This window comes from Bradyrhizobium sp. R2.2-H (assembly GCF_004346455.1).
Classification (GTDB): Bacteria; Pseudomonadota; Alphaproteobacteria; order Rhizobiales; family Xanthobacteraceae; genus Bradyrhizobium; species Bradyrhizobium diversitatis.
In genome coordinates this window covers 135,132-153,877 of record NZ_SMBR01000002.1, presented here as the reverse complement: position 1 = coordinate 153,877, position 18,746 = coordinate 135,132, and the positions used below count along the sequence as shown (strand labels likewise).

Sequence of the window (18,746 nt, the reverse complement as noted above, 5' to 3'; positions counted from 1 at the left end):
TCTTGCGGTGACGTTGCGGCCCGACCGGGCTCGCAGCGTCAGTCATCCGCAAGGCGACGGGGGCAATAGTGCATCGCTCCCCGGGGAGATCACGACATAAGCCGTAAAACCACTGCGCAGGGAAGGCCGGGATGTCCTGGCTACACCTGTATGCCGCTGTGCAGCTTCTTGTTACGCAGATTCCGCACAGTGGACCTCGGGTGCCAGCGGGCTCCCGGCCTTCCCTGCGCCCTCTTTCATTTGAGGGTGAGACGACAAGCAAAGCTCGGGCGAAGTGCGCCGCGAGGATGCGAGGGCGTGTCTGCATGAAGGTGAGTACGTTGCAAACCCTATGCATCACCGTCACCCTGAGGTGCGCGCGCTGCGGCGCGATAGCGTCGCAGAGCAAGCCTCGAAGGGCGACGGCCCCCCTGCATCAGCTCGGCCGCAGCGTAAGAACGCTGCAGCGCGTCCGGGACACGAGAGAGTGACGGCATCCCTCCCCGACCCTCTTGCATCGGCGGCAGGCCTTGTAACACAACCGTCATGCAGCAAAACTAAACGAAGCCAGGGCCGCGGTCGCGGCCACGCCGCCTTCACCGCGAGGAGATCCTGATGCGCCGTTCACTGGTGTTGCTATCCGCCGGACTGACCGTGCTGTCCACCGGACTGGCCTCCGCCCAGAACAGCACGCCCCGCAACCTGATCCTGTTCATTCCCGACGGTCTGCGCGCGCTGAAGGTCACACCGGAAACCGCGCCGGCGATGGCTGAAGTCCGCGACAAGGGCGTCAACTTCAAGAATCCGCATTCGCTATTCCCGACCTTCACCATGGCCAACGGCTCGGCGATGTCGACCGGCCATTATCTCGGCGACACCGGCGTGTTCTCCAACACGATCTGGACCAACTACACCTCCGCACCTGCGGGTAACACCGTCGTCCCCTTCATCGAGAACGACGCCGTGCTCGGCGACATCGACGAGCATTTTAGGGGCGACTACCTCAACGAAGAGACCATCCTGAAGATGGCCCGCGACAAGGGGCTGAGCACCGCGGCGATCGGCAAGGTCGGGCCGACCTACCAATTCGACCACACCGACAAGCCTGAAAAGCCCGGCCAGCATTCGATCGTGTTCGACGATTCCACCGGCGGCAAGAACGGTGTCGCATTGTCCGACGAGGTGAAGGACGCCTTGACCAAGGCCGGCCTGCCCCTCGCCACGCCGCCGCGCGGCGACAACTCCAAGGCGGGCGATGCCAGGACGCCGGGCACCACGGTCGCCAACGTCGCGCAGCAGGCCTATTTCGCCGACGTCGCCACCAAGGTGGTGCTGCCGATGTTCAAGGCGCGCAACAAGCCGTTCGTGCTCGTTTTCTGGTCGCGCGATCCTGACGGCAGCCAGCACAATACCGGCGACAGCCTCAACCAGATCATGCCCGGGATCAACGGGCCGACCTCGATGGCCGGCATCAAGAACGCCGACACCAACCTCGCCCAGCTCCGGAAGGCGCTCGACGAGCTCGGGCTCACGGCCTCGACCAACATCATCGTCTCCGCAGATCACGGCTTCTCGACCATCTCCAAGGAGAGCAAGTCCAGCGCGTCGGCGAAGGTCGGCTATGACGACACGCCGAAGGATTTCCTGCCGATGGGATTCCTGGCGCTCGACCTCGCGAAGGCGCTCGATCTGCCCCTGTTCGATCCCAACGACAAGAACGCGAAGATCGAAGGCAACAAGCATCCCAGGGCGGGCAACGGCGTGCTCGGCAAGGATCCGGAGAAGCCCGATCTCGTCGTCGCCACCAATGGCGGCTCCGACCTGATCTATCTGCCGAACAAGGACAAGAAGCTGGCGGCGAAGACGATCAAGGCACTGCTCGAACAGGATTACGTGTCCGGTCTGTTCGTCGAGGACTCGCTCGGCCGCTTCCCCGGCACGCTGCCGCTGTCGAGCATCAACCTGCGCGGCAAGGCCGCGACGCCGACGCCCTCGATCGTCGTCAACTTCCGTTCCTATGCCAGCGATTGCGGCGAGGCGCCGACCAACTGCTCGGTGCAGGTTGCCGATACCGTGCTGCGCCAGGGCCAGGGCATGCATGGCAGCTTCAGCCGCGGCGACACCATGAATTTCATGGCCGCGATCGGTCCGGACTTCAAGGCGGGCTATGTCGACGAGATTCCGGTCAGCAATGCCGACGTCGGCATGACGGCCGCCCGGCTGATGGGCCTGCGCGGCTCGCAAAACGGCGGCCTGATCGGCCGCGTGATGTCGGAAGCCATGCCCAACGGCATCGTGCCGAAGGCTTTGGTCGGCACGCTGAAGTCGAAGCCCGCCGAGGGCGGCCTGATGACGGTGCTGAACTTCCAGCGCGTCGGCAGCCAGCGCTATTTCGATGCCGCAGGCTTCCCCGGCCGCACGCTCGGGCTCGAGCCTGATGCCGTCAAACAAAAAACGGCGGGGAAATGACCCCGCCGTTCTCTCGCGTCCTCGAGTGACGCACAAATCTTACATGCCCGGTTTGTTACATCCCGATGTCGAACACGTTCGGCAACTGACCCGCCAGAGGCAGCGCAGTGGCGCCGACGAAGGTCGCCACCATTGCCATCAGGCGACGGTTGTTATGGCGCTTGCCGCGCATCTGGCCGGCGATCCACTCCAGCATCTCGCTGTTCACCTTAGAGGCATAGGACGGCGCCCAGCTCTCGATCTCGGTGTCGGCCGACAGCGCCACGCTGCGCGGCGGCACCTTCAGGCCCGAGGCGCTCGCGGCATAATGGGCAACGGCCTTGGCGAGCAGGTCGTCGAAGCGACCACCATCGGTGCGCTCGGTCGCGGCTTCGTTGATCTCGAACAGGCGTTCGGCTTCAGCGCGGCTGACCGGCTGGTCGTTGACGGCGGTGGCTGTCAGGATGCGCATGCACCAGGCGGTGTCATCGGCATCCAGCGAACGGGAGAAATGCACCCTTCCCTTGGTCGTGGGGCCTTCGCCCGTGATCACGCCGTCGCGCACGATGCTCAGCGCATGGGCCGCGGTATCGCGGCAGGACGGTTCGAGGGACGACGACTCAACAGACTTCTCAGCGGACTTAGGCGCAGCGGCAGACATAGTTCACTTCCAGACTTCTTCTGATCGGCCAGCATTTCCATGCCGGCGTAAAGGGGTGGTTAACGATTCGATACGGGGATCGCGACTTCTCGAGATGGTTGCCAATTGGTCGCTGTCAGGACCATTTTGGTTCCAGGACGCGCCGGGCGAGCGTGATGGAAGTCATAAAAGGAATTATCGGGGCGAGCGAGACCGTGTGACCCCGGATGGGGATGTTTCGCCGCAGGTGCCGCTGTAACAATAAGTTGCTAGGAAATCGGCCCTTCAAGCAAAGAATTCACATTTTACTTGAGCCGGTTCAGTTGGCGTTCACTTGGCCTGGTAAGGGCCCTATACTGAGGATGACGGCCAGAGACGAATCTTCCTGTAAATTCAATGTGATGAGGTAAAATCATGACACTTCCGATCGGCGCCCCCGCACCCGACTTCGAAGCCGACACCACCGAAGGGAAGATCAAGTTTCACGACTGGATCGGCAACAGCTGGGCGCTCTTGTTTTCGCACCCGAAGGACTTCACGCCGGTGTGCACCACCGAGCTCGGCGCGCTCGCCAGGCTGAAGCCGGAATTCGACAAGCGCGGCGTCAAGCTGATGGGGCTCTCGGTCGATCCCGTCGACAACCACGCCAAATGGTCGGAAGACATCAAGGAGACCCAGGGCGCCGCGCCGAATTACCCGATGATCGGCGACACCGATTACAACGTCTCGAAGCTCTACGGCATGCTGCCGGCCGCGATCTCGGGCGATCCCCTCAAGCGTACCGCCGCCGACAACCAGACCGTCCGCAACGTCTTCATCATCGGGCCGGACAAGAAGATCAAGCTGGTGCTGGTCTACCCGATGACCACGGGGCGGAACTTCCAGGAGATCCTGCGCGTCATCGACTCGCTCCAGCTCACCGCCAAGCATCGCGTTGCCACGCCGGCCGACTGGACCCAGGGCGATGACGTCATCATCGCGGGCTCGGTCTCCAACGACGAGGCGAAGACGATCTACCCGCAGGGCTGGAAGGAGCCAAAGCCCTACCTGCGCATCGTGCCGCAGCCGAAATAGTCGACAGTCATTCCGGGGCGGTCCGAAGGACCGAGCCCGGAATCTTGAGATCCCGGGTTCGGTGCTTCGCACCGCCCCGGGATGACAACGCTGAATTACGCCGTCCGCACGCGGTCGAGGAAACCGTCGACCTCGGCCTTCAGATGCAGGCTCTCGCCGGACAGCGCCTGGGCCGAGGCAAACATCCGGCTCGAGGTCTCGCCCGTCTCGCCGGCACCCTTGGCGGCGTGCCGGACGTTGACGGCGACCTCGGCCGTGCCTGAGACCGCCGCGCGAACGCTCGCCACGATGTTGTGGGTTGCGCTTTTCTGCTGCTCGACCGCAGCCGAGATCGAGCCGGCAATGCCGCTGATGCGCTCGATGGTCTCGCTGATCGCCTTGATGGCAGCGACCGATTCCTCGGTCGCAAGCTGCATGCTCTCGATCTGGTTCGATATCTCGTCGGTCGCTTTCGCGGTCTGGCCGGCGAGCGTCTTGACCTCCTGGGCCACCACCGCAAAGCCGCGGCCGGCATCGCCGGCGCGTGCGGCCTCGATGGTGGCGTTCAGCGCCAGCAGGTTGGTCTGCTCGGCGATCGAGGTGATCAGCTTGACGACGTCGCCGATGCGCGTGCCGGCCTCCGAGAGCTGCGCAATCCGCTGGTCGGTCGCCTCGGCCTGCCGCACCGCGTCAGCGGAAATCTGGTTCGATTCCTGCACCCGGCGGGTGATCTCGGAGATGGATTGAGACAGCTCCTCGGAAGCCGACGCCGCCGAACGCACATGCTCGGAGGCGGTTTCGGACGCTCCGGCCGATTGCGCCGACAGATCGGCCGTGGCGCGCGCGGCGTCGGTGAGTTGTCGCGCGGCGCGCTCGAACTCGCCGGACGATGCGAGCACCTTGTCGAGAATGCCGCCGACGCTGCCGCGGAACTCCTCGACGAAGCTGCGCAGCTCGGCCTTGCGCTGCTCGGCCGCGGCAGCGGTTGCCGCCGCCTGTTCGCTGCGCAGGCGCGCCCGCTCCTGCGAATTGCTCCTGAACACCGCAACCGTGCGGGCGATCTCGCCGATCTCGTCGGCCCGGTCTTCGCATTCGATCGCGACGTCGCTCCGGCCCTCGGCAAGCGCGGTGAGTGAGCGCGTGACCGAGGTGAGCGGCCGGGTGATCCGGCGGACGACCAGCAGGGTCAGAGCCAGCACCAGAAGCGCGGCAAGCCCGGCGGCCACCGCCATGCTCTCGATGGCCTGGGCCAGCATATTCTCGTACTGGATCATCGGGATGCCGACATAGAGAATGCCGGCGACCTTGCCGGTCGAGTCCAATATCGGGAAATAGGCGGTCATGAACGTCTTGCCGAACAGCGTGGCCGGCCCTTTATAGGCCTCGCCACGGCGCAGCGCGGCCTGCCCCGGATGATCGGCGGCAAGCTGGGTGCCGACGGCGCGGTCGCCGTTTTCCTTCTTCACATTCGTGGAGCGGCGGACGAATTGCCCGCTCGCCGCGTCGAACACGAACAGGGTCGCATTGCCGCCGACATAGGACACCGCGCGATCGACGATCGCATGGTCCTTGAAGTCGGGCATCTTGGGGATCTCCGCGCGCACGACCGCGCCGTCCTGGATCGTGATCTTGGCCTCCGGAACGGTCTCCGCGAACGCCAGCGCCAGCGTGCGCAGGCTGACGTCGATGTCGCGGAGGGCGCGATCATTGAAGGCGGCGGTCAGCGACCAATAGCCGGCGCCGACCACGAGCCCCGTATTCATGGCGATCAGCAGCACGGCGCACAGGACGGCCTTGGTGCCCAGCTTGAACTGCGGCAGGAACTTCGAAGCTTTGAACATGGATGGAATGGCCCCAGTAATTCCTGCATATTGGTGCAATAGGCTTACGGCGGCATTAACGACCATGATACCGCTGCAGGCGGAACGCCTTTCCAAATCGTAAACGAGGACACCCCTGACCGCGCCAAACGTGCCGCCCGTCATCGTCTGGTTTCGCGACGATCTCCGCCTGTCCGACCACCCCGCCCTGCACGCCGCCGCGAAGACCGGAGCGCCGGTGGTCTGCCTCTATGTGCTCGATGAGACGACCGGGCGGGCGCCGGGTGGCGCGGCGCGCTGGTGGCTGGCGCAGTCGCTGCGGGCGCTCGGGGCCGAGATCGCCGAGCGCGGCGGGTCGCTGTTCCTGCGCAGGGGACCGGCCGCCAGGGTCATCCCCGAGGTGGTGCGCGCGAGCGGCGCCCGCGCCGTCTACTGGAACGGGATCGCCCAGGCGCCACATCAGTCGGTTGAGCGAGCGCTCGAAGCGGCGCTGGCAAAGCTCGGAGCAGACTCGCAAAATTGTCCTGGCGATTTGCTCGTCCCACCCTCGGCGATCCGCAACAAGGACGGCCGGGGCCTGCGCGTGTTCACACCATTCTGGCGGCGCGTGCTTTCGCTCGGCGATCCGCCAAAGCCGCTGCCCGCACCGAAGGCGCTGCACCCTGCACCAAGGATCGCCGGAGATCGTCTGGAGAGCTGGAAACTCGAGCCCGCCAAGCCCGATTGGGCGGGTGGCCTGCGCGAGGCATGGAGTCCCGGCGAAGCGGCGGCACGAAGCCGCCTCCGCGACTTCCTCAAGCACACCGCACGCGTCTATGCCGGCGACCGCGACCGTCCGGACCGGGAGGGCACCTCGCGGCTCTCGCCGCATTTGAGGTTCGGCGAGCTCAGCCCTCGCCAAGTCTGGCACGCCGCGCGGTTCGCCGCGGCCGAAGATCCGGCGCTCGGGCCGGGCATCGAAAAATTCCTGAGCGAGCTCGGCTGGCGCGAATTCTGCCGCCACCTCCTCCACGACCATCCCGACCTCGCCACTGAAAACCTGCAGACCAACTTCGATGGCTTCCCCTGGACGCGCGATGACAAGGCGCTCGCTGCCTGGCAGCGCGGGCGCACCGGCTATCCGATCGTCGATGCCGGTCTGCGGGAACTCTGGCACACCGGGGTGATGCACAACCGGGTCCGGATGGTGGTTGCCTCCTTCCTGGTCAAGCACCTGCTGATCGACTGGCGCGAGGGCGAAGCCTGGTTCTGGGACACGCTGGTCGATGCGGACCCCGCCAGCAATCCCGCCAACTGGCAGTGGGTCGCCGGTTGCGGTGCAGACGCTGCCCCCTATTTCCGCGTGTTCAATCCGGTGCTGCAGGGCGACAAGTTCGATCCGGATGGCGCCTACGTTCGGCGCTGGGTGCCGGAACTGAAGAACCTGCCGGCCAAGATGATCCACCAGCCCTGGCAGGCAACGCCGATCGAGCTTGCGAGCGCGGGCATCACGCCCGGCAAGACCTATCCGCAGCCGATCATCGATCATGCCAGGGGGCGCGAGCGTGCGCTCGCCGCCTACGCAAAGATCCGCAGAGGTTGAGCGCCGCTTTGACACAATTTCGAAACCCGCTATCGTCATCGCCTCAATCAAACCGCGGGGGACGATATGGACGACGAAAAGCCGATCACCGAACAGGCGATGGACACGATCACCAGCGCCGTCGATGCAACCAAGGACGCGGCGGTCGCCGCCGTCAAGCAAGTCAGGAAAGCCGCCAAGAAGGTCGCGAAGAAAGTAGGCCCGAAGAAGACGTCCAAGAAGAAGGCCAAGAAGAAGGCGAAGGCGTCCTCAAAGAAAGCGGCCAAGAAGACCGCGAAGAAGGCCGGCAAGACATCTGCGAAAAAGGGCGTCAAGAAAGCCGGCAAGAAGAAGAAGGCCAAGAAGGCGAAGCGCTGATCACGACGCTCAGAACAGGTCTCCGGGAGTGGACATCCGCCTGGAGACCTGCCCCAGGATACCCGACCCTTGCCGCGCGGCGGCCGGCTGCGCACTTTTCCGGATCATGCTTCAGAAGCGCCGGTTGACGACGAACACCGCCGCCGCGCACATCGCCATGCCGGCAATCGCCAGCGCATCGAGTCTCTCCCCGAACAGCAGATAGGCCATCAGCGCGGTGACGGCGGGCACCAGGTAGAACAAGCTCGCGACCGAGGTTGCTGCAGCGTGGCGGATGAGCCAGTACAACAGCCCGATCGAACCGATCGAGAGCGCCACGGCGAGCCAGGCGAGCGCGAGCACGAACTCCTGTGTCCAATGCACCACCCGGTCTTCGAACAGGAATGCCCCGATCGCGAAGAAGATGGTGACGGCAACGTATTGCACGAGATTGCCGGTTCGCCAGTCGATCTGGTTGCAGTAGCGGCGCTGATAGAGCGTACCGAGCGTGATGCTGATCAGCGAGACCACCGAGGCAAGCCAGCCGAACCCGGCTTCGCCGGTCATGGGACGGTTGTGCAGGATCAGCACGACGCCGCCGAGGCCGAGGACGAGGCCGGCCCATTGCACCGGCGTCACCTTCTCGCCGAGCCAGCGATTGGCGATGGTCGAGGTCAGGATCGGCTGCAGTCCCGGAATCAGCGCAGAGAGCCCGGCGGGAATCGAATGCGCAATCGCGATCGCCGTGCCGCCGAGATAGAAACCGTGGACGAGGATGCCGGCGACCGCGCTGTGCGCGATACCGATCCGGTCGGGCCATTTCGGCCGCGCGATGCCTGCGATGATCGCCATCAGCCCGACCACGATGGCCATGCGGATGGCGAGATACGTCAAGGGATCAGCATTGTTGACCACGTATTTGGTGCCGATGAATCCCGTGCTCCAGAGCAGGACGAACAGGATCGGCGCGGCGCGGGCGGTCAGGTTTTCTTGATTATGGTTCATTGCCGCCTCATTGCCTCAGCGAAGGCTAAGCGGCAATGCGAATTTCGTCCGGACGATGCTGCGCTGCGGCGGATGACAGCGGTCTAGCTCAGCTCATCACCATTCTTCCGGGCAGGGATCGATGATCTTCCAGAGCTCGACGCCGTTCTTGATCTTCTTCATGTCGGTGGTGAGTCCACCATTGCGACGAATCCAGTCCTTTACCTTGTCGGGGTAGTAGGACATGAGATCGGAGGTGCCTTCGGCGCTGGTGACCTTGATGCCGAAGGTGAACGCCTTGTCGTAATAGGCCTGGTGGAAACCGAGGCTCGCGCGCGGCGTCACGCAGATCTTGTTCATCGGCACGATGCCGAGCACGAGCGTGCAGGCCGAATTGCAGATGCCGTCGATGATGACGCGCTCGCCTTTCTCGCGCACGCGCTTGTACTTGGCCTTGTACTCCTCGACATAGCCGCCATGGTCGCGGGTAATGTGCAGCTCGGCGCGCGCCGGCGTACCGGCAGCGACGGAGAGCAACAGCAGGCTCAGAAGCGTGATGCGCATGGCGAGGTAACGGCGATGGCCTTCAGGAATGCACCGACCTTGAAGGACCCGCAAGTGATCCCGTGGGGACGGCGGCAGGATTCTTGAGCAAATACTCTTTGGTCATACTTGTGTGGGGAATTCGTTAAGCATCCGGAAAAGGCCAAAAATGGGCAGCTTTCGACCGCATGTCCGGCAATTCTGTCACACCCACCCGGAAATCTGCAGGACTGGCCATGATTTCGGGCCTCCGCAGCGATGCCTAACCGGCCAAAATTGCTATAGATGGCTGATCTGTTCGAGCGGGTTCCGGAGAATCGAGATGAGCAAGTTGACGCTTGTAGCCGCGGTTGCGGCCCTGACGGCTGCAATCCTGGCCCCTGGCCTTGCGGAGGCGAATGGATATCACCGGCACCACCGCTCCTATGCCAACCCGCTACCCTACCCGATCAGCTATCTGCACAATTACGGACCCGGCATCACCCCCGGCACCTTCGCCTATTACGACGGTCCGTCGACCAACTACTGCTACCGCAGCGCGGCCGCTTACATCGGCCAGGACGGCCGGCGGCACCCCTGCTACTGAGGCGCCGCGCCCTGTGCGGGTGCCTATTTCGCGGCACCCGACAGCAGCAATTGCTTCTCGATCTCGTAGACCGGCAGCTTGACGAGGTCCTTGCTGACCTCCCCCTGAAGCGCCTTGCGCACGGCGTCCGAATAATCGGCGCGGATCATGCCGAGCGCGCGCGGTGAGGCCACCATGGTCAGGGCCTTGGTCTCGCCGGAGTTGATGGCAGCGTCGAGCCGGCCCGCCAGTCCCCGCAAGAAGGCGCGCTCGGCCTCATCGTGCCAATCGGTCTGCTCGACTGAGCTGCGCGCCCCGCCGACCGCCGGGTGCAACCGGCCCGGCGCGTCGCTGCCTTGCGCGGTAGTCGAGGGGTTGGACTGCTCATGCACTTCCCTGGTGTGGAGATTCGGAAACTTGTCGTCGCCGAGGTTCTCCAGAATCAGCGCCTTGCGCCCGTCGCACACGACCAGCCAGTCGCCCTTGGCCATTCTCATCTTGTCCATCACACCTTCTCCTTGATACTCGCAGATGCCGCTTCGGCATCAGAGCTGCTCTTCGAATTCCTCGAAGGACTTGCCGAATTGCGCCATCGCTTCTTCCAGATGATCGGCGAGCATGGGCGTGCCGATCAGGTAGGATGCCGTGCGCTGGTTGTGCGCCTGCGCGGCCTGAGCGCGCAGTTCGCGCCAATCGGAGAGATCGCCGTCGCCGCGACCGAGCCAGGTCAGCGCCACGAGATCGATCTGCTCGTCGACATTGAGATCGCCGATGAAGCCCGCAAGCTCGGCACGATCGGTGGTTTCGCCGCGTCCACCGCGGCCGAAGCTCATGTCGTCGTCACCGGACTCCAGGATGACACCGTTCCCGACCGCTTCGCTGTCGGACCGGCGCGCCTTCGAGATGACGAAGAAGACCTTCTCCGGCGAGATCGACAGATTTGGAATGACTCGCATCCAGCTCACCTTGTCCGGCAGCACGCACAACGCCGCTGCCATGTCGTCGACACTAAAAGCCAAGGCAAACTTGCGAATTGCGCAGGATCAAGGTCCAAGTCACGGGCATGCCCTCGTGGCCCAAGCCAGCTGGCCTGCTGGGGTCGGGGCCGGGCCAGCTCGCTGAAGATTTATTCATCAGCATTACATTTCGGGTCCGCCACAATTTGATCCGAACAACTTCGATATCCTGCATCGCGTAAGCGGAGGAAGACATCATGAACCTCAAGACTGGCCTCGTCGCCACGTCCCTGTTCGGCGCCCTCGCGGCGGCGTCGGCGGCATCCGCCATGCCCATCGCTCCCGCACCGGCGACACCGCAGATCTCCGGCGTCGAGCAGGTCCGCATGGTCTGCAACGCCTGGGGGCGGTGCTGGTGGCGCCCGAACTACTACGGGTATTACGGGCCGCGGCCATATTACGGCCCACGGTACTATGGGCCGCCGCGCTATTACGGCCCGCGCTATTATGGTTACCGCGGCTATCGCCGCTGGTGACGTTTGAAGGGGTCCTCAGGGCCCCTTCGCTTTTGCAGAATCATTTCTTGCGCGGCCGTCCCCGCCCGGATCTGATCCAGATCAAAGATGAAATCAGCCGATACCGTCATTCTACATGGTGACGTAGCGACGGGGTTTCGTCCTTCGCCAGTGACGCCTGCATGCAGCATTTCATCGATCTCGCCTCCGGCGAATCGATGAGTCGAAACGTGGCGGTGACATCGATCCGGTGGATCCGATGGCATGATGTCCGCAATACTACGGTCCGGAATCCGGTTTACTGAAACGCGATGTTTCGCCATTGATGGCGATGCATCGACATTCATTTGATTTTCTCATTTCAGCCGGCCAGAACCATGTTGTTCGACGACCTCGCTCCGTCCTCCGCGCTTCAACTGATCGGGTTTTCCGATATAGATGCGTTTCGGCCGATCGAGACGATGGAAGATGCGAGAAGCATTCCATTGGACATTCCGAACTTCGCGGCGGCCCGTGCCGTCGTCTCCCTGCCGGCGTGCCGCATCATCATGATGAGATCGTTCGCACGCATCCTCGATACCGCCTATCGCATGCCGGGTGGGATGGTGATCCTGTCCATGACCGACGACCTCCAGGTCAACTTCAAGGGAATGGATCTCGACGCCCGCTTCTTCGTTGCGCTCCGCGGCAACGATGAGTGCCATTTCGTCGAGCCGCGGACCAATCATCATGCCATGATCATCTTCTCCCCTGCGCTGAGAGACCGGGGCTGGTTCGACCACGTCGACGATTTGCGGGCGCATGTCGCGAACCGGCCCGCCCTCCTGCACACGCGACAACTCTTGCTCGACATCCTGCGCACCGCGTCGGTGCAGCCGGGCCTGTTCGAAACCACCGAGGTTGCCGCCCATCTCCAGGAAGGCCTACTGCTCGCTCTCGACGACCTGTTCCGAATAGATTCGATCCCGGATCGGAGTACCTCGGTCCAGGGCGAGCGAGCGATCAAGCTCGTGCAGCGCATCGACGACTACGTCGCGACCTATCCGACCACGCCGATCTATACCGCCGATCTCGCCCGCGCGTTTGGCGTCTCGATCCGGACGCTCGGCGGTGCCGTCAGCATGGTGCGCGGCATGAGCCTGCACCAGTACATTCGCCTTAAAAGGCTGTGGGCGACCCGCTCACGCCTCCTCAAGGGCGGCGGCGTCACCGTTGCCACCTGCGCACGCGCCCACGGCTTCCACCATCTCGGTGAATTTGCCGCAGCCTACCGCGCGATATTCCACGAGGCGCCCTCCGACACGCTGTCACGCGGCCGGCGAAGCGGTGTGTCGGCAGGCTGATTGACGCCGCGGGCACCGCGACCGTGACCGGCATTAGCGCCGTTTCGGAACATATCTAGAACACCAGGGGATGGCGCGCTCGGAAGGATTCGAACCTCCGACCCTCGGAATCGAAATCCGATGCTCTATCCAGCTGAGCTACGAGCGCCCTGGCCCGGGCAGCGGGCCACCGAGATTCGCCAGACCGCGCTGGTGACGAACCAGCACACCGGACGGCGTTCGGATTGCTTCGAATTAGCAGAGAGCCCGGCCAATAAAAAGCCCTTCCGACCTCGATCGAGGCGGGTCGAAGGCGCTGTCACCAGGTCGTGTTGAAGAGACCGAAATGCGGCTGCTGAGCGATCTGCATCGGCCGGCCGGGCTGCGGCGCCGGATGCGTCCTGACGATCTTGCGCTTGGGTTGAGGAGCCGGCACAGGAGAAGCTTGAGCCTGGGCAATCTGAGATTGAGTGGCCCCTACCTTCTTGGCGGCGGCGGTATTGGTCCTCGGCTCCGGCGTGAACTGGGCGAAGGTCTCGCGTACCCGCGTCTTAGCCGAGATCTCAGCTAATGCCGGCGAGACGCCGTCCTGTACCGGCGGCTGGGGAGCCGCAACAGCGGCAGTCTGCACCGCAGGTGCAGCAATCGTCGGCTGGCTGGTGTCGAGCACAACACGCTCGGGCAGATGCCGATTGGACCGGATTCGGATCATTGGCTGGTCGTTGCCCGCGGTCGTCGCGACGGCTTGTGCTACGGGCGCCGCCGGGAAGACGAAATCCGCCGCGAACAACAGTGCGAGCAAGGCTCCACCGACAAAAATGAAATACCTAAAGATGGGCATCGGCCGCGCTCCGCCCCCCGCATCCCCGCGTGGGCTCTCCGCCTCAACAGGCGATCTCTCAATTGGTTCCTGACCCAGCCATTTGGTTCAAATGGCAATGCATAGTTTCTTGGCCAAGGTGCGCGTAGAGTAACTTTTCCGCTACTGGAACGTACCGCCTTTAGGCGCGGCGCGCTGCGACCAGCGAACATCTCGCCTGATCGGCATTCACGTTAACGAAGCCGACGGGGATACGCGCAAAGGTCTTGCGGCTCTTCATGCTGACTGCATCCGCCAGCACCCGGCTGCGGTTGGTCAGATGACTGCCGTCGCGCCGCGTAAACGCGCAGACGATCTCGACATCCTTTACGGCATAGTCATTGTCGTTTCGCAGCGTTAACGTCACCAGGGCTTTGGAGCCGAGGCCGCCGCGGCGCCAGGTCTGCGACGAAATCCTGAGCCGACTGAGTTCCGCCGTCGCAGGTGCCGGAGCTTCGGACGCCGATGACACCACCGCGGACGCATCGCCCGAAGGAGCCGACTCAACAGCCGCCAGCTCCGGCCTCGCCGCCTCAGCACTATTGCCTTTGGAAAGGGGCAGCAGCATCCAGATGCCGCAGCCAACGATGATTGCCGCCAGCAGCCACAGAAGACCACGGCCAAACGAGACGCTCGCGATCGTCACGGCCCGCGCCGATCGTTCGCCGGTTCCGGCGAAGCGCCCCAATGCGATCTGGTCGAGCCTGGCACTCATGGTTGCAGCACCGATCGCAGCCGAGCACCATGAACGTTGGACTGGGCCACTGCTACCTTAATCCGGGCGAGGAACTAAGGTTCCCGCACGTGAGGCGAGTCGGCAAGGACGGTGGCGACCACCGGCCGAGGCCGCTAACATGCGCCGCAAGATCGGAAGACCCCGTTGGGAGAATATGAAATGCCAATCGCCGTCACTTGGGATCACGTCCATCTGCGCAGCCCCGATCCGGAGGCCACCGCGGCCTGGCTGCGCGACATCCTTGGTGGCGAGATCGTGCGCGTCCCCGGACGGATCGACGTGAACCTCGGCGGAGCCAGGATCTTCATCGCACCACTCGAGGGCGACGGCGCCGTCAACCCGCCGCCCCCGCATCCGCATCAGGGTCTCGACCATTTTGGCCTGACGGTGAAGGACATCGACGCCGTCGCCGCCGAGATCAAGGCCAAGGGCGTCACCTTCACGCGCGAGCCGACGACCATTCGGCCCGGCGTCCGCATCTGCTTCATCCGCGGCCCCGAAGGCATCTCCATCGAGTTGCTCGAGCGCGACAAGAAATACACCTGACGCGACGCCGGCCGCCTTAGGCATACCACCGGAACGCCGTGAGCCCGCGCGGCGCTAAGTCATGCTACCGGGCATAAAGCAGCGGATGGTGACGCCCATGTAGCCGTAGATCGGCCAGACCATGGTGCGCCCCACCCGATTCGGCTCCGAGATCACGGCCTCCTCGGGCACATCGACCCAGACGAGTTCCTGCTGCTGTCCGTCGAGCGCGTAGCCGTAGCGTGGGACGCGGACGCGATAATGCCCGTCCTTGCTGTCCCAGTCGGAGTCCGAGAGCGCCGAACCGTCGGCATCGGAGCAGCAAGGCCCCTTGCCGCTGCGCAGACTGTCGAACCAGGCCTTCAATTCGGGATTGGTATTGGCGAACTGCCCGCGGTCGCGCGCGTGCCCTGAAGAGGCTGCGAGCGCGATCAAAGCCAAGGCGGGCGCCAGCCGCGTCAGGTTTCGCCGGTGTATCGCGTCGCCAATCCGCCGTTGTTCGCTTTTGCAATTCGTGGGACGCACGCTGTACAGACGCAGCTCATTGCCGCCGGAATCGATCCAGTTGGTCACGTTCGTCTTGCTCCAGCACCCCGCGGCCAGTGCAACAATGGTTATGCATTTCGCGGGCCAACTCTGATTCGCAACGTCGGGCCTCGCCTCTCCATCAGAGCGTCATGATGGTGTCACTGACAATCCGGGACAACTACGGCTCGCAGGTCGGCGCGCCGACCGGCAAACTGCCGCGTTGCGCGAGGAGATGGGCTTTGGCATAAAAGCCGGACCGGTTACGCCATTGGGCGATGGCGGCCGGCCTACGGGACGTTATGAAGAACGGCCTCTATTCAATTCACGTCACCCTGCTCGATGGTCGAGTCGGCAAGGGCAGCGGCGTGATTCTTTTCCGCGACGGCAAGATTCTCGGCGGAGACGCCTACCTCTATTACACCGGCAGCTACACGGTGAAGAACAACAACACCTTCAAAGGCGAGGTGCTGGTGCAACGGCACACTTCGCCTCGGGGCGACGACAATCCGCTGTTCGGCGGCCCTGCCCCGGTCGGCATCGGCGTCAGCGGCACCTACACGGACACGCGCGCGGAGATGACGGGCACAGCGCTGGTCGGCAAGGCCAGCCTGATTTTCGGCGCCACCCTGCACAAGCTCGCAGAGGTCGATTAGCTATTCCGCAGCCTGCTCGAGCGGCGCCACGCGCGGCAGGATGATCTGGATACACGTGCCGCCGCCCGGTTCGGAATCGAGATCGAGCCGTCCGCCGAGCCGGTTCGTAACGATGCTGTAGACGATGTGCAGCCCGAGGCCGGTGCCGCCCTGGTCGCGCCGTGTCGTGAAGAACGGATCGAAGGCACGGCGGCGGACATCGAGCGACATGCCGCAGCCGTTGTCAGAGAAGATGATCTCGACATTGTCCTTGCCGGACTCGCGCACCTGGATCTCGATGGTCCCCGGCCGGCCGTCCGGGAAGGCATGCGCCACCGAATTGAGAAACAGGTTGGTCAGCACCTGGCCGTACGGGCCGGGATAGCTGTTCATGGTCAGGTCCGGCTGGCACTCGACGTTGAGCGTCAGATTGTGCTTGCGCAGGCCCGGCCGCAGGCTCATCACCACCTGCTCGGTGAGGTCGCCGAGATCGAAAGTCCGCTGGTCCGAATAGTTGCGGTCCGCTGCGACCTGCTTGAACGATTGGATCAGCTCGGCGGCACGGTTGAGATTGGAGACGAGCTGCGAGGACGCGTCGCGGCTGGTGTTGAGGAACTCGTTGAGCGTGGAGCGGCGCAGCTCGCCGCGCTCGACATCGGCGGTGAACATCGCGGTCTTGCGCTCGAGCGCGGAGGCGACGGTAAGGCTGATGCCGACGGGATTGTTGACCTCGTGGGCGACACCGGCGACCAGGCGCCCGAGCGCGGCGAGCTTCTCCGCCTCGATCAACGAGGCCTGGGTTTCTCGCAGATTGCGCAGCGCGGTTTCGGCGGCTTCCTTGGCCTTGCGCATTTCCTGCTCGCCGCGCTTGCGCTCGCCGATGTCGAGCGCGACGGTCACGATCCGCTCGATCTCGCCCTCGGCATCGAGCAGCGGCAGCTTGTTGACCAGCCATTGCCGCATGTTGCCTGCCGCGTCCTTGTACTCCTCCTCGTAGAAGCCGAGCCCCTTGCGGAGCTTGATCACCCTCTTGTCGTTCTCGTCGGACTTGGCCGCGCCATAGCGCGACATCAGATCGGCCGTGGTGCGGCCGAGCGCATCGCCGGGCTCGATGCCGAAGATGCCCGCCATGTAGCGGTTCATCAGCACGTAGCGCAGCTCGCGGTCCTTGACGTTGATCACCGCGGGCACGGTGTCGATGACCTGCTGGAGCAGGCGCCGGCCTTCGGCGATGGCGTCCTCCGCGCGCTTCTGGTCGGTGATGTCGCGCAGCGTACCCTCGTAGCGGACGATGTTGCCCTGCTCATCCCGCACGCCCGTGGCGCTGTCGGAGAGCCAGAGGATGTTGCCGTTGCGTTGGCGCACCTGGTACTCGAATTCGCGCACCATGCCGTCGCGCGCCATCAACCGCTGGTATTCGGCACGCGCCTCGGGATGGACGTAGATCGTATGGGCGATGTCGTTGATGCTGTCGATCAGCTGCTGCGGGCTGTCATAGCCCATCATCCGCGCCAGCGCCGGATTGGCATTGAGGAGGTCGCCGGCCGGCGTCGTCACATAGATGCCGTCGACCGAGCCCTCGAACAGTTTCCGGTAGCTTTCTTCGGCGAGGCGCTGCTCGGTGAGCGCGTGTACCGCCGCCTCGCGCGCCGTGTCGGCCTCCTCCAGCGCGCGGCGGAACACTTCGGCCGCCCGCGCGATGTCGCCGATCTCGTTGTCGAGCTCGGCCGACGGAATCGAGGTGTCCTTCCGGCCGGCCGCAAGCGCGCGGATGGATCGCGCGATCTGGGCGAGCGGACGCACCGTCCTGCGTACGACGAACAACGCAGCGGCGATGCCGATCAGCACGCCGATCGTACCGAGCACGATGCTCTGCCACCGCGCCTCGGTCAGGGTGCGGGCAAAGTCGCGCGACAGCACGTGGCCGCGCCTTGCGCTAACCTCGCGCAGCAATTCGGTGACGCGGCCGATCAATCGGCCCTCGGTGCCCAGCACCTCGCGATCGATGTCGGCGATCTGCCGTTCGCGGACGGCGACGGCCATGATGGCCTCGGCATAGTCGTTCACCGCCGACTTCAGCTTGGCATCGCCAATATCAAGCGCCCGCATCCCCTGCGCGGCTTGCTCGGCCGCGGACGGGTTGCGCGCGAGCAGCCCGACCGCGATCCGGCTCTGCGCCTCGGACAGGCGGGATGCCAGCTCGCGGTCCGCAGTGCCTGCGATGGCTGCATCGAACCGTTCGCGCAGCGGCGGCAGGCCGGCGAGCAGCTGGGCGCGGCGGTCGATCAGGGTCGAGATCCGCTCCAGACCGTTGCGATAGGTCGCAAGCCGCTCGGTGACCCCGTCGATCATATCCTGCTGTTCGGGCGCGAGCTCGATGCGGGTCTTCTTCAGGATGTCGCTCAGGGTCGAGGCCGCCTCGCCCACCTGCTGGAACTGGATGCCGGCGCCGGGATCCGTGACGAAGTCTCGCGCGGCGACGCGCAGCTCGTTCATGCGGCGATCGATGTCCTCGGCGAGATCTCCGACGCTCTGGAGCCGCTGCAGCTCGGCGAATGTCGTGTCGATATGCCGGATCGCGATCACGCTCGCGGTCGAGGTGACGATGATCACCGCCAGCATCAACAGAAAACTGCCGAAGGTGAGCTGGCCGATGGAGAGCGAAAATGTTCGCCTTTTCTCAGGGGGCGGCGTCAATTCGGCGGACATTGCTGGTTTGAGGA

General features: G+C 64.2%; 19 protein-coding genes and 1 tRNA gene. 9 read left to right on the top strand and 11 right to left on the bottom strand.

Annotated features, from left to right (window positions below; translation table 11 throughout):
- Positions 1-594: 594 nt before the first annotated feature.
- Entirely contained in the window at positions 595-2,448 is a 1,854-nt protein-coding gene (locus tag EDE08_RS04865) for an alkaline phosphatase family protein (protein WP_131867703.1), read from the top strand.
- Between the two features lie 55 nt (positions 2,449-2,503).
- Here EDE08_RS04865 and EDE08_RS04860 read toward each other — a convergent pair whose 3' ends face one another.
- A complete protein-coding gene (locus EDE08_RS04860) occupies positions 2,504-3,088 on the bottom strand; it encodes a hypothetical protein (protein WP_131867701.1) in 585 nt (194 codons plus the stop codon).
- 393 nt (positions 3,089-3,481) lie between these two features.
- Here EDE08_RS04860 and EDE08_RS04855 point away from each other — a divergent pair, with 393 nt between their 5' ends.
- Positions 3,482-4,141, top strand: coding sequence for a peroxiredoxin (locus EDE08_RS04855; protein WP_131867699.1), 660 nt, complete (start codon positions 3,482-3,484; stop codon positions 4,139-4,141).
- Between the two features lie 95 nt (positions 4,142-4,236).
- Here the strand turns inward: EDE08_RS04855 and EDE08_RS04850 are convergent, their stop codons facing one another.
- Positions 4,237-5,961 (bottom strand): methyl-accepting chemotaxis protein, encoded by a 1,725-nt coding sequence (locus EDE08_RS04850; protein WP_131867697.1) that lies wholly within the window; start codon positions 5,959-5,961, stop codon positions 4,237-4,239.
- Positions 5,962-6,130: 169 nt separating this feature from the next.
- Here EDE08_RS04850 and EDE08_RS04845 point away from each other — a divergent pair, with 169 nt between their 5' ends.
- Positions 6,131-7,522, top strand: coding sequence for a cryptochrome/photolyase family protein (locus tag EDE08_RS04845; protein ID WP_245524720.1), 1,392 nt, complete (start codon positions 6,131-6,133; stop codon positions 7,520-7,522).
- A gap of 66 nt (positions 7,523-7,588) precedes the next feature.
- Positions 7,589-7,879: a histone gene (locus tag EDE08_RS04840; RefSeq protein WP_131867695.1), complete on the top strand. Its 291-nt coding sequence runs from the start codon at positions 7,589-7,591 to the stop codon at positions 7,877-7,879.
- Between the two features lie 111 nt (positions 7,880-7,990).
- Here EDE08_RS04840 and EDE08_RS04835 read toward each other — a convergent pair whose 3' ends face one another.
- Positions 7,991-8,863, bottom strand: coding sequence for a DMT family transporter (locus EDE08_RS04835; RefSeq protein WP_131867693.1), 873 nt, complete (start codon positions 8,861-8,863; stop codon positions 7,991-7,993).
- 96 nt (positions 8,864-8,959) lie between these two features.
- On the bottom strand, positions 8,960-9,406 hold the full coding sequence (locus EDE08_RS04830; RefSeq protein WP_061882748.1) for a hypothetical protein: 447 nt from the start codon (positions 9,404-9,406) through the stop codon (positions 8,960-8,962).
- Between the two features lie 301 nt (positions 9,407-9,707).
- On the opposite strand from EDE08_RS04830, the gene EDE08_RS04825 reads away from it, so the two are divergent.
- On the top strand, positions 9,708-9,971 hold the full coding sequence (locus EDE08_RS04825) for a hypothetical protein (protein ID WP_061882749.1): 264 nt from the start codon (positions 9,708-9,710) through the stop codon (positions 9,969-9,971).
- Between the two features lie 23 nt (positions 9,972-9,994).
- Here the strand turns inward: EDE08_RS04825 and EDE08_RS04820 are convergent, their stop codons facing one another.
- The gene (locus tag EDE08_RS04820; protein ID WP_131867691.1) at positions 9,995-10,456 is read right to left on the bottom strand and encodes a host attachment protein; all 462 of its coding nucleotides are present in this window, start codon (positions 10,454-10,456) and stop codon (positions 9,995-9,997) included.
- A gap of 39 nt (positions 10,457-10,495) precedes the next feature.
- The gene (locus EDE08_RS04815; protein WP_245524700.1) at positions 10,496-10,948 is read right to left on the bottom strand and encodes a DUF3775 domain-containing protein; all 453 of its coding nucleotides are present in this window, start codon (positions 10,946-10,948) and stop codon (positions 10,496-10,498) included.
- A gap of 215 nt (positions 10,949-11,163) precedes the next feature.
- Between EDE08_RS04815 and EDE08_RS04810 the strand changes: the two genes are divergently transcribed.
- Positions 11,164-11,442 carry a hypothetical protein gene (locus EDE08_RS04810; protein ID WP_131867690.1) on the top strand — a complete coding sequence of 93 codons (279 nt, stop codon included), beginning with the start codon at positions 11,164-11,166 and terminating at the stop codon, positions 11,440-11,442.
- A 356-nt stretch (positions 11,443-11,798) separates the two neighbouring features.
- Entirely contained in the window at positions 11,799-12,764 is a 966-nt protein-coding gene (locus EDE08_RS04805; protein ID WP_165935765.1) for an AraC family transcriptional regulator, read from the top strand.
- A gap of 71 nt (positions 12,765-12,835) precedes the next feature.
- Here EDE08_RS04805 and EDE08_RS04800 read toward each other — a convergent pair.
- The 3 genes from EDE08_RS04800 to EDE08_RS04790 form a co-directional block, all read right to left on the bottom strand.
- Positions 12,836-12,912: transfer RNA gene (locus tag EDE08_RS04800), tRNA-Arg, on the bottom strand.
- Between the two features lie 150 nt (positions 12,913-13,062).
- Positions 13,063-13,584 carry a hypothetical protein gene (locus EDE08_RS04795; RefSeq protein ID WP_131867688.1) on the bottom strand — a complete coding sequence of 174 codons (522 nt, stop codon included), beginning with the start codon at positions 13,582-13,584 and terminating at the stop codon, positions 13,063-13,065.
- 160 nt (positions 13,585-13,744) lie between these two features.
- Positions 13,745-14,317 (bottom strand): hypothetical protein, encoded by a 573-nt coding sequence (locus EDE08_RS04790; protein ID WP_131867686.1) that lies wholly within the window; start codon positions 14,315-14,317, stop codon positions 13,745-13,747.
- A gap of 180 nt (positions 14,318-14,497) precedes the next feature.
- Between EDE08_RS04790 and EDE08_RS04785 the strand changes: the two genes are divergently transcribed.
- Positions 14,498-14,884: a VOC family protein gene (locus EDE08_RS04785; RefSeq protein ID WP_131867684.1), complete on the top strand. Its 387-nt coding sequence runs from the start codon at positions 14,498-14,500 to the stop codon at positions 14,882-14,884.
- A 54-nt stretch (positions 14,885-14,938) separates the two neighbouring features.
- On the opposite strand, the gene EDE08_RS04780 is transcribed toward EDE08_RS04785, so the two are convergent.
- Entirely contained in the window at positions 14,939-15,436 is a 498-nt protein-coding gene (locus EDE08_RS04780) for a hypothetical protein (RefSeq protein ID WP_131867682.1), read from the bottom strand.
- A 254-nt stretch (positions 15,437-15,690) separates the two neighbouring features.
- Between EDE08_RS04780 and EDE08_RS04775 the strand changes: the two genes are divergently transcribed.
- Positions 15,691-16,044, top strand: coding sequence for a GrlR family regulatory protein (locus tag EDE08_RS04775; protein ID WP_028178611.1), 354 nt, complete (start codon positions 15,691-15,693; stop codon positions 16,042-16,044).
- On the opposite strand, the gene EDE08_RS04770 is transcribed toward EDE08_RS04775, so the two are convergent.
- Positions 16,045-18,732 (bottom strand): PAS domain S-box protein, encoded by a 2,688-nt coding sequence (locus EDE08_RS04770; protein WP_131867678.1) that lies wholly within the window; start codon positions 18,730-18,732, stop codon positions 16,045-16,047.
- Positions 18,733-18,746 lie beyond the last annotated feature (14 nt).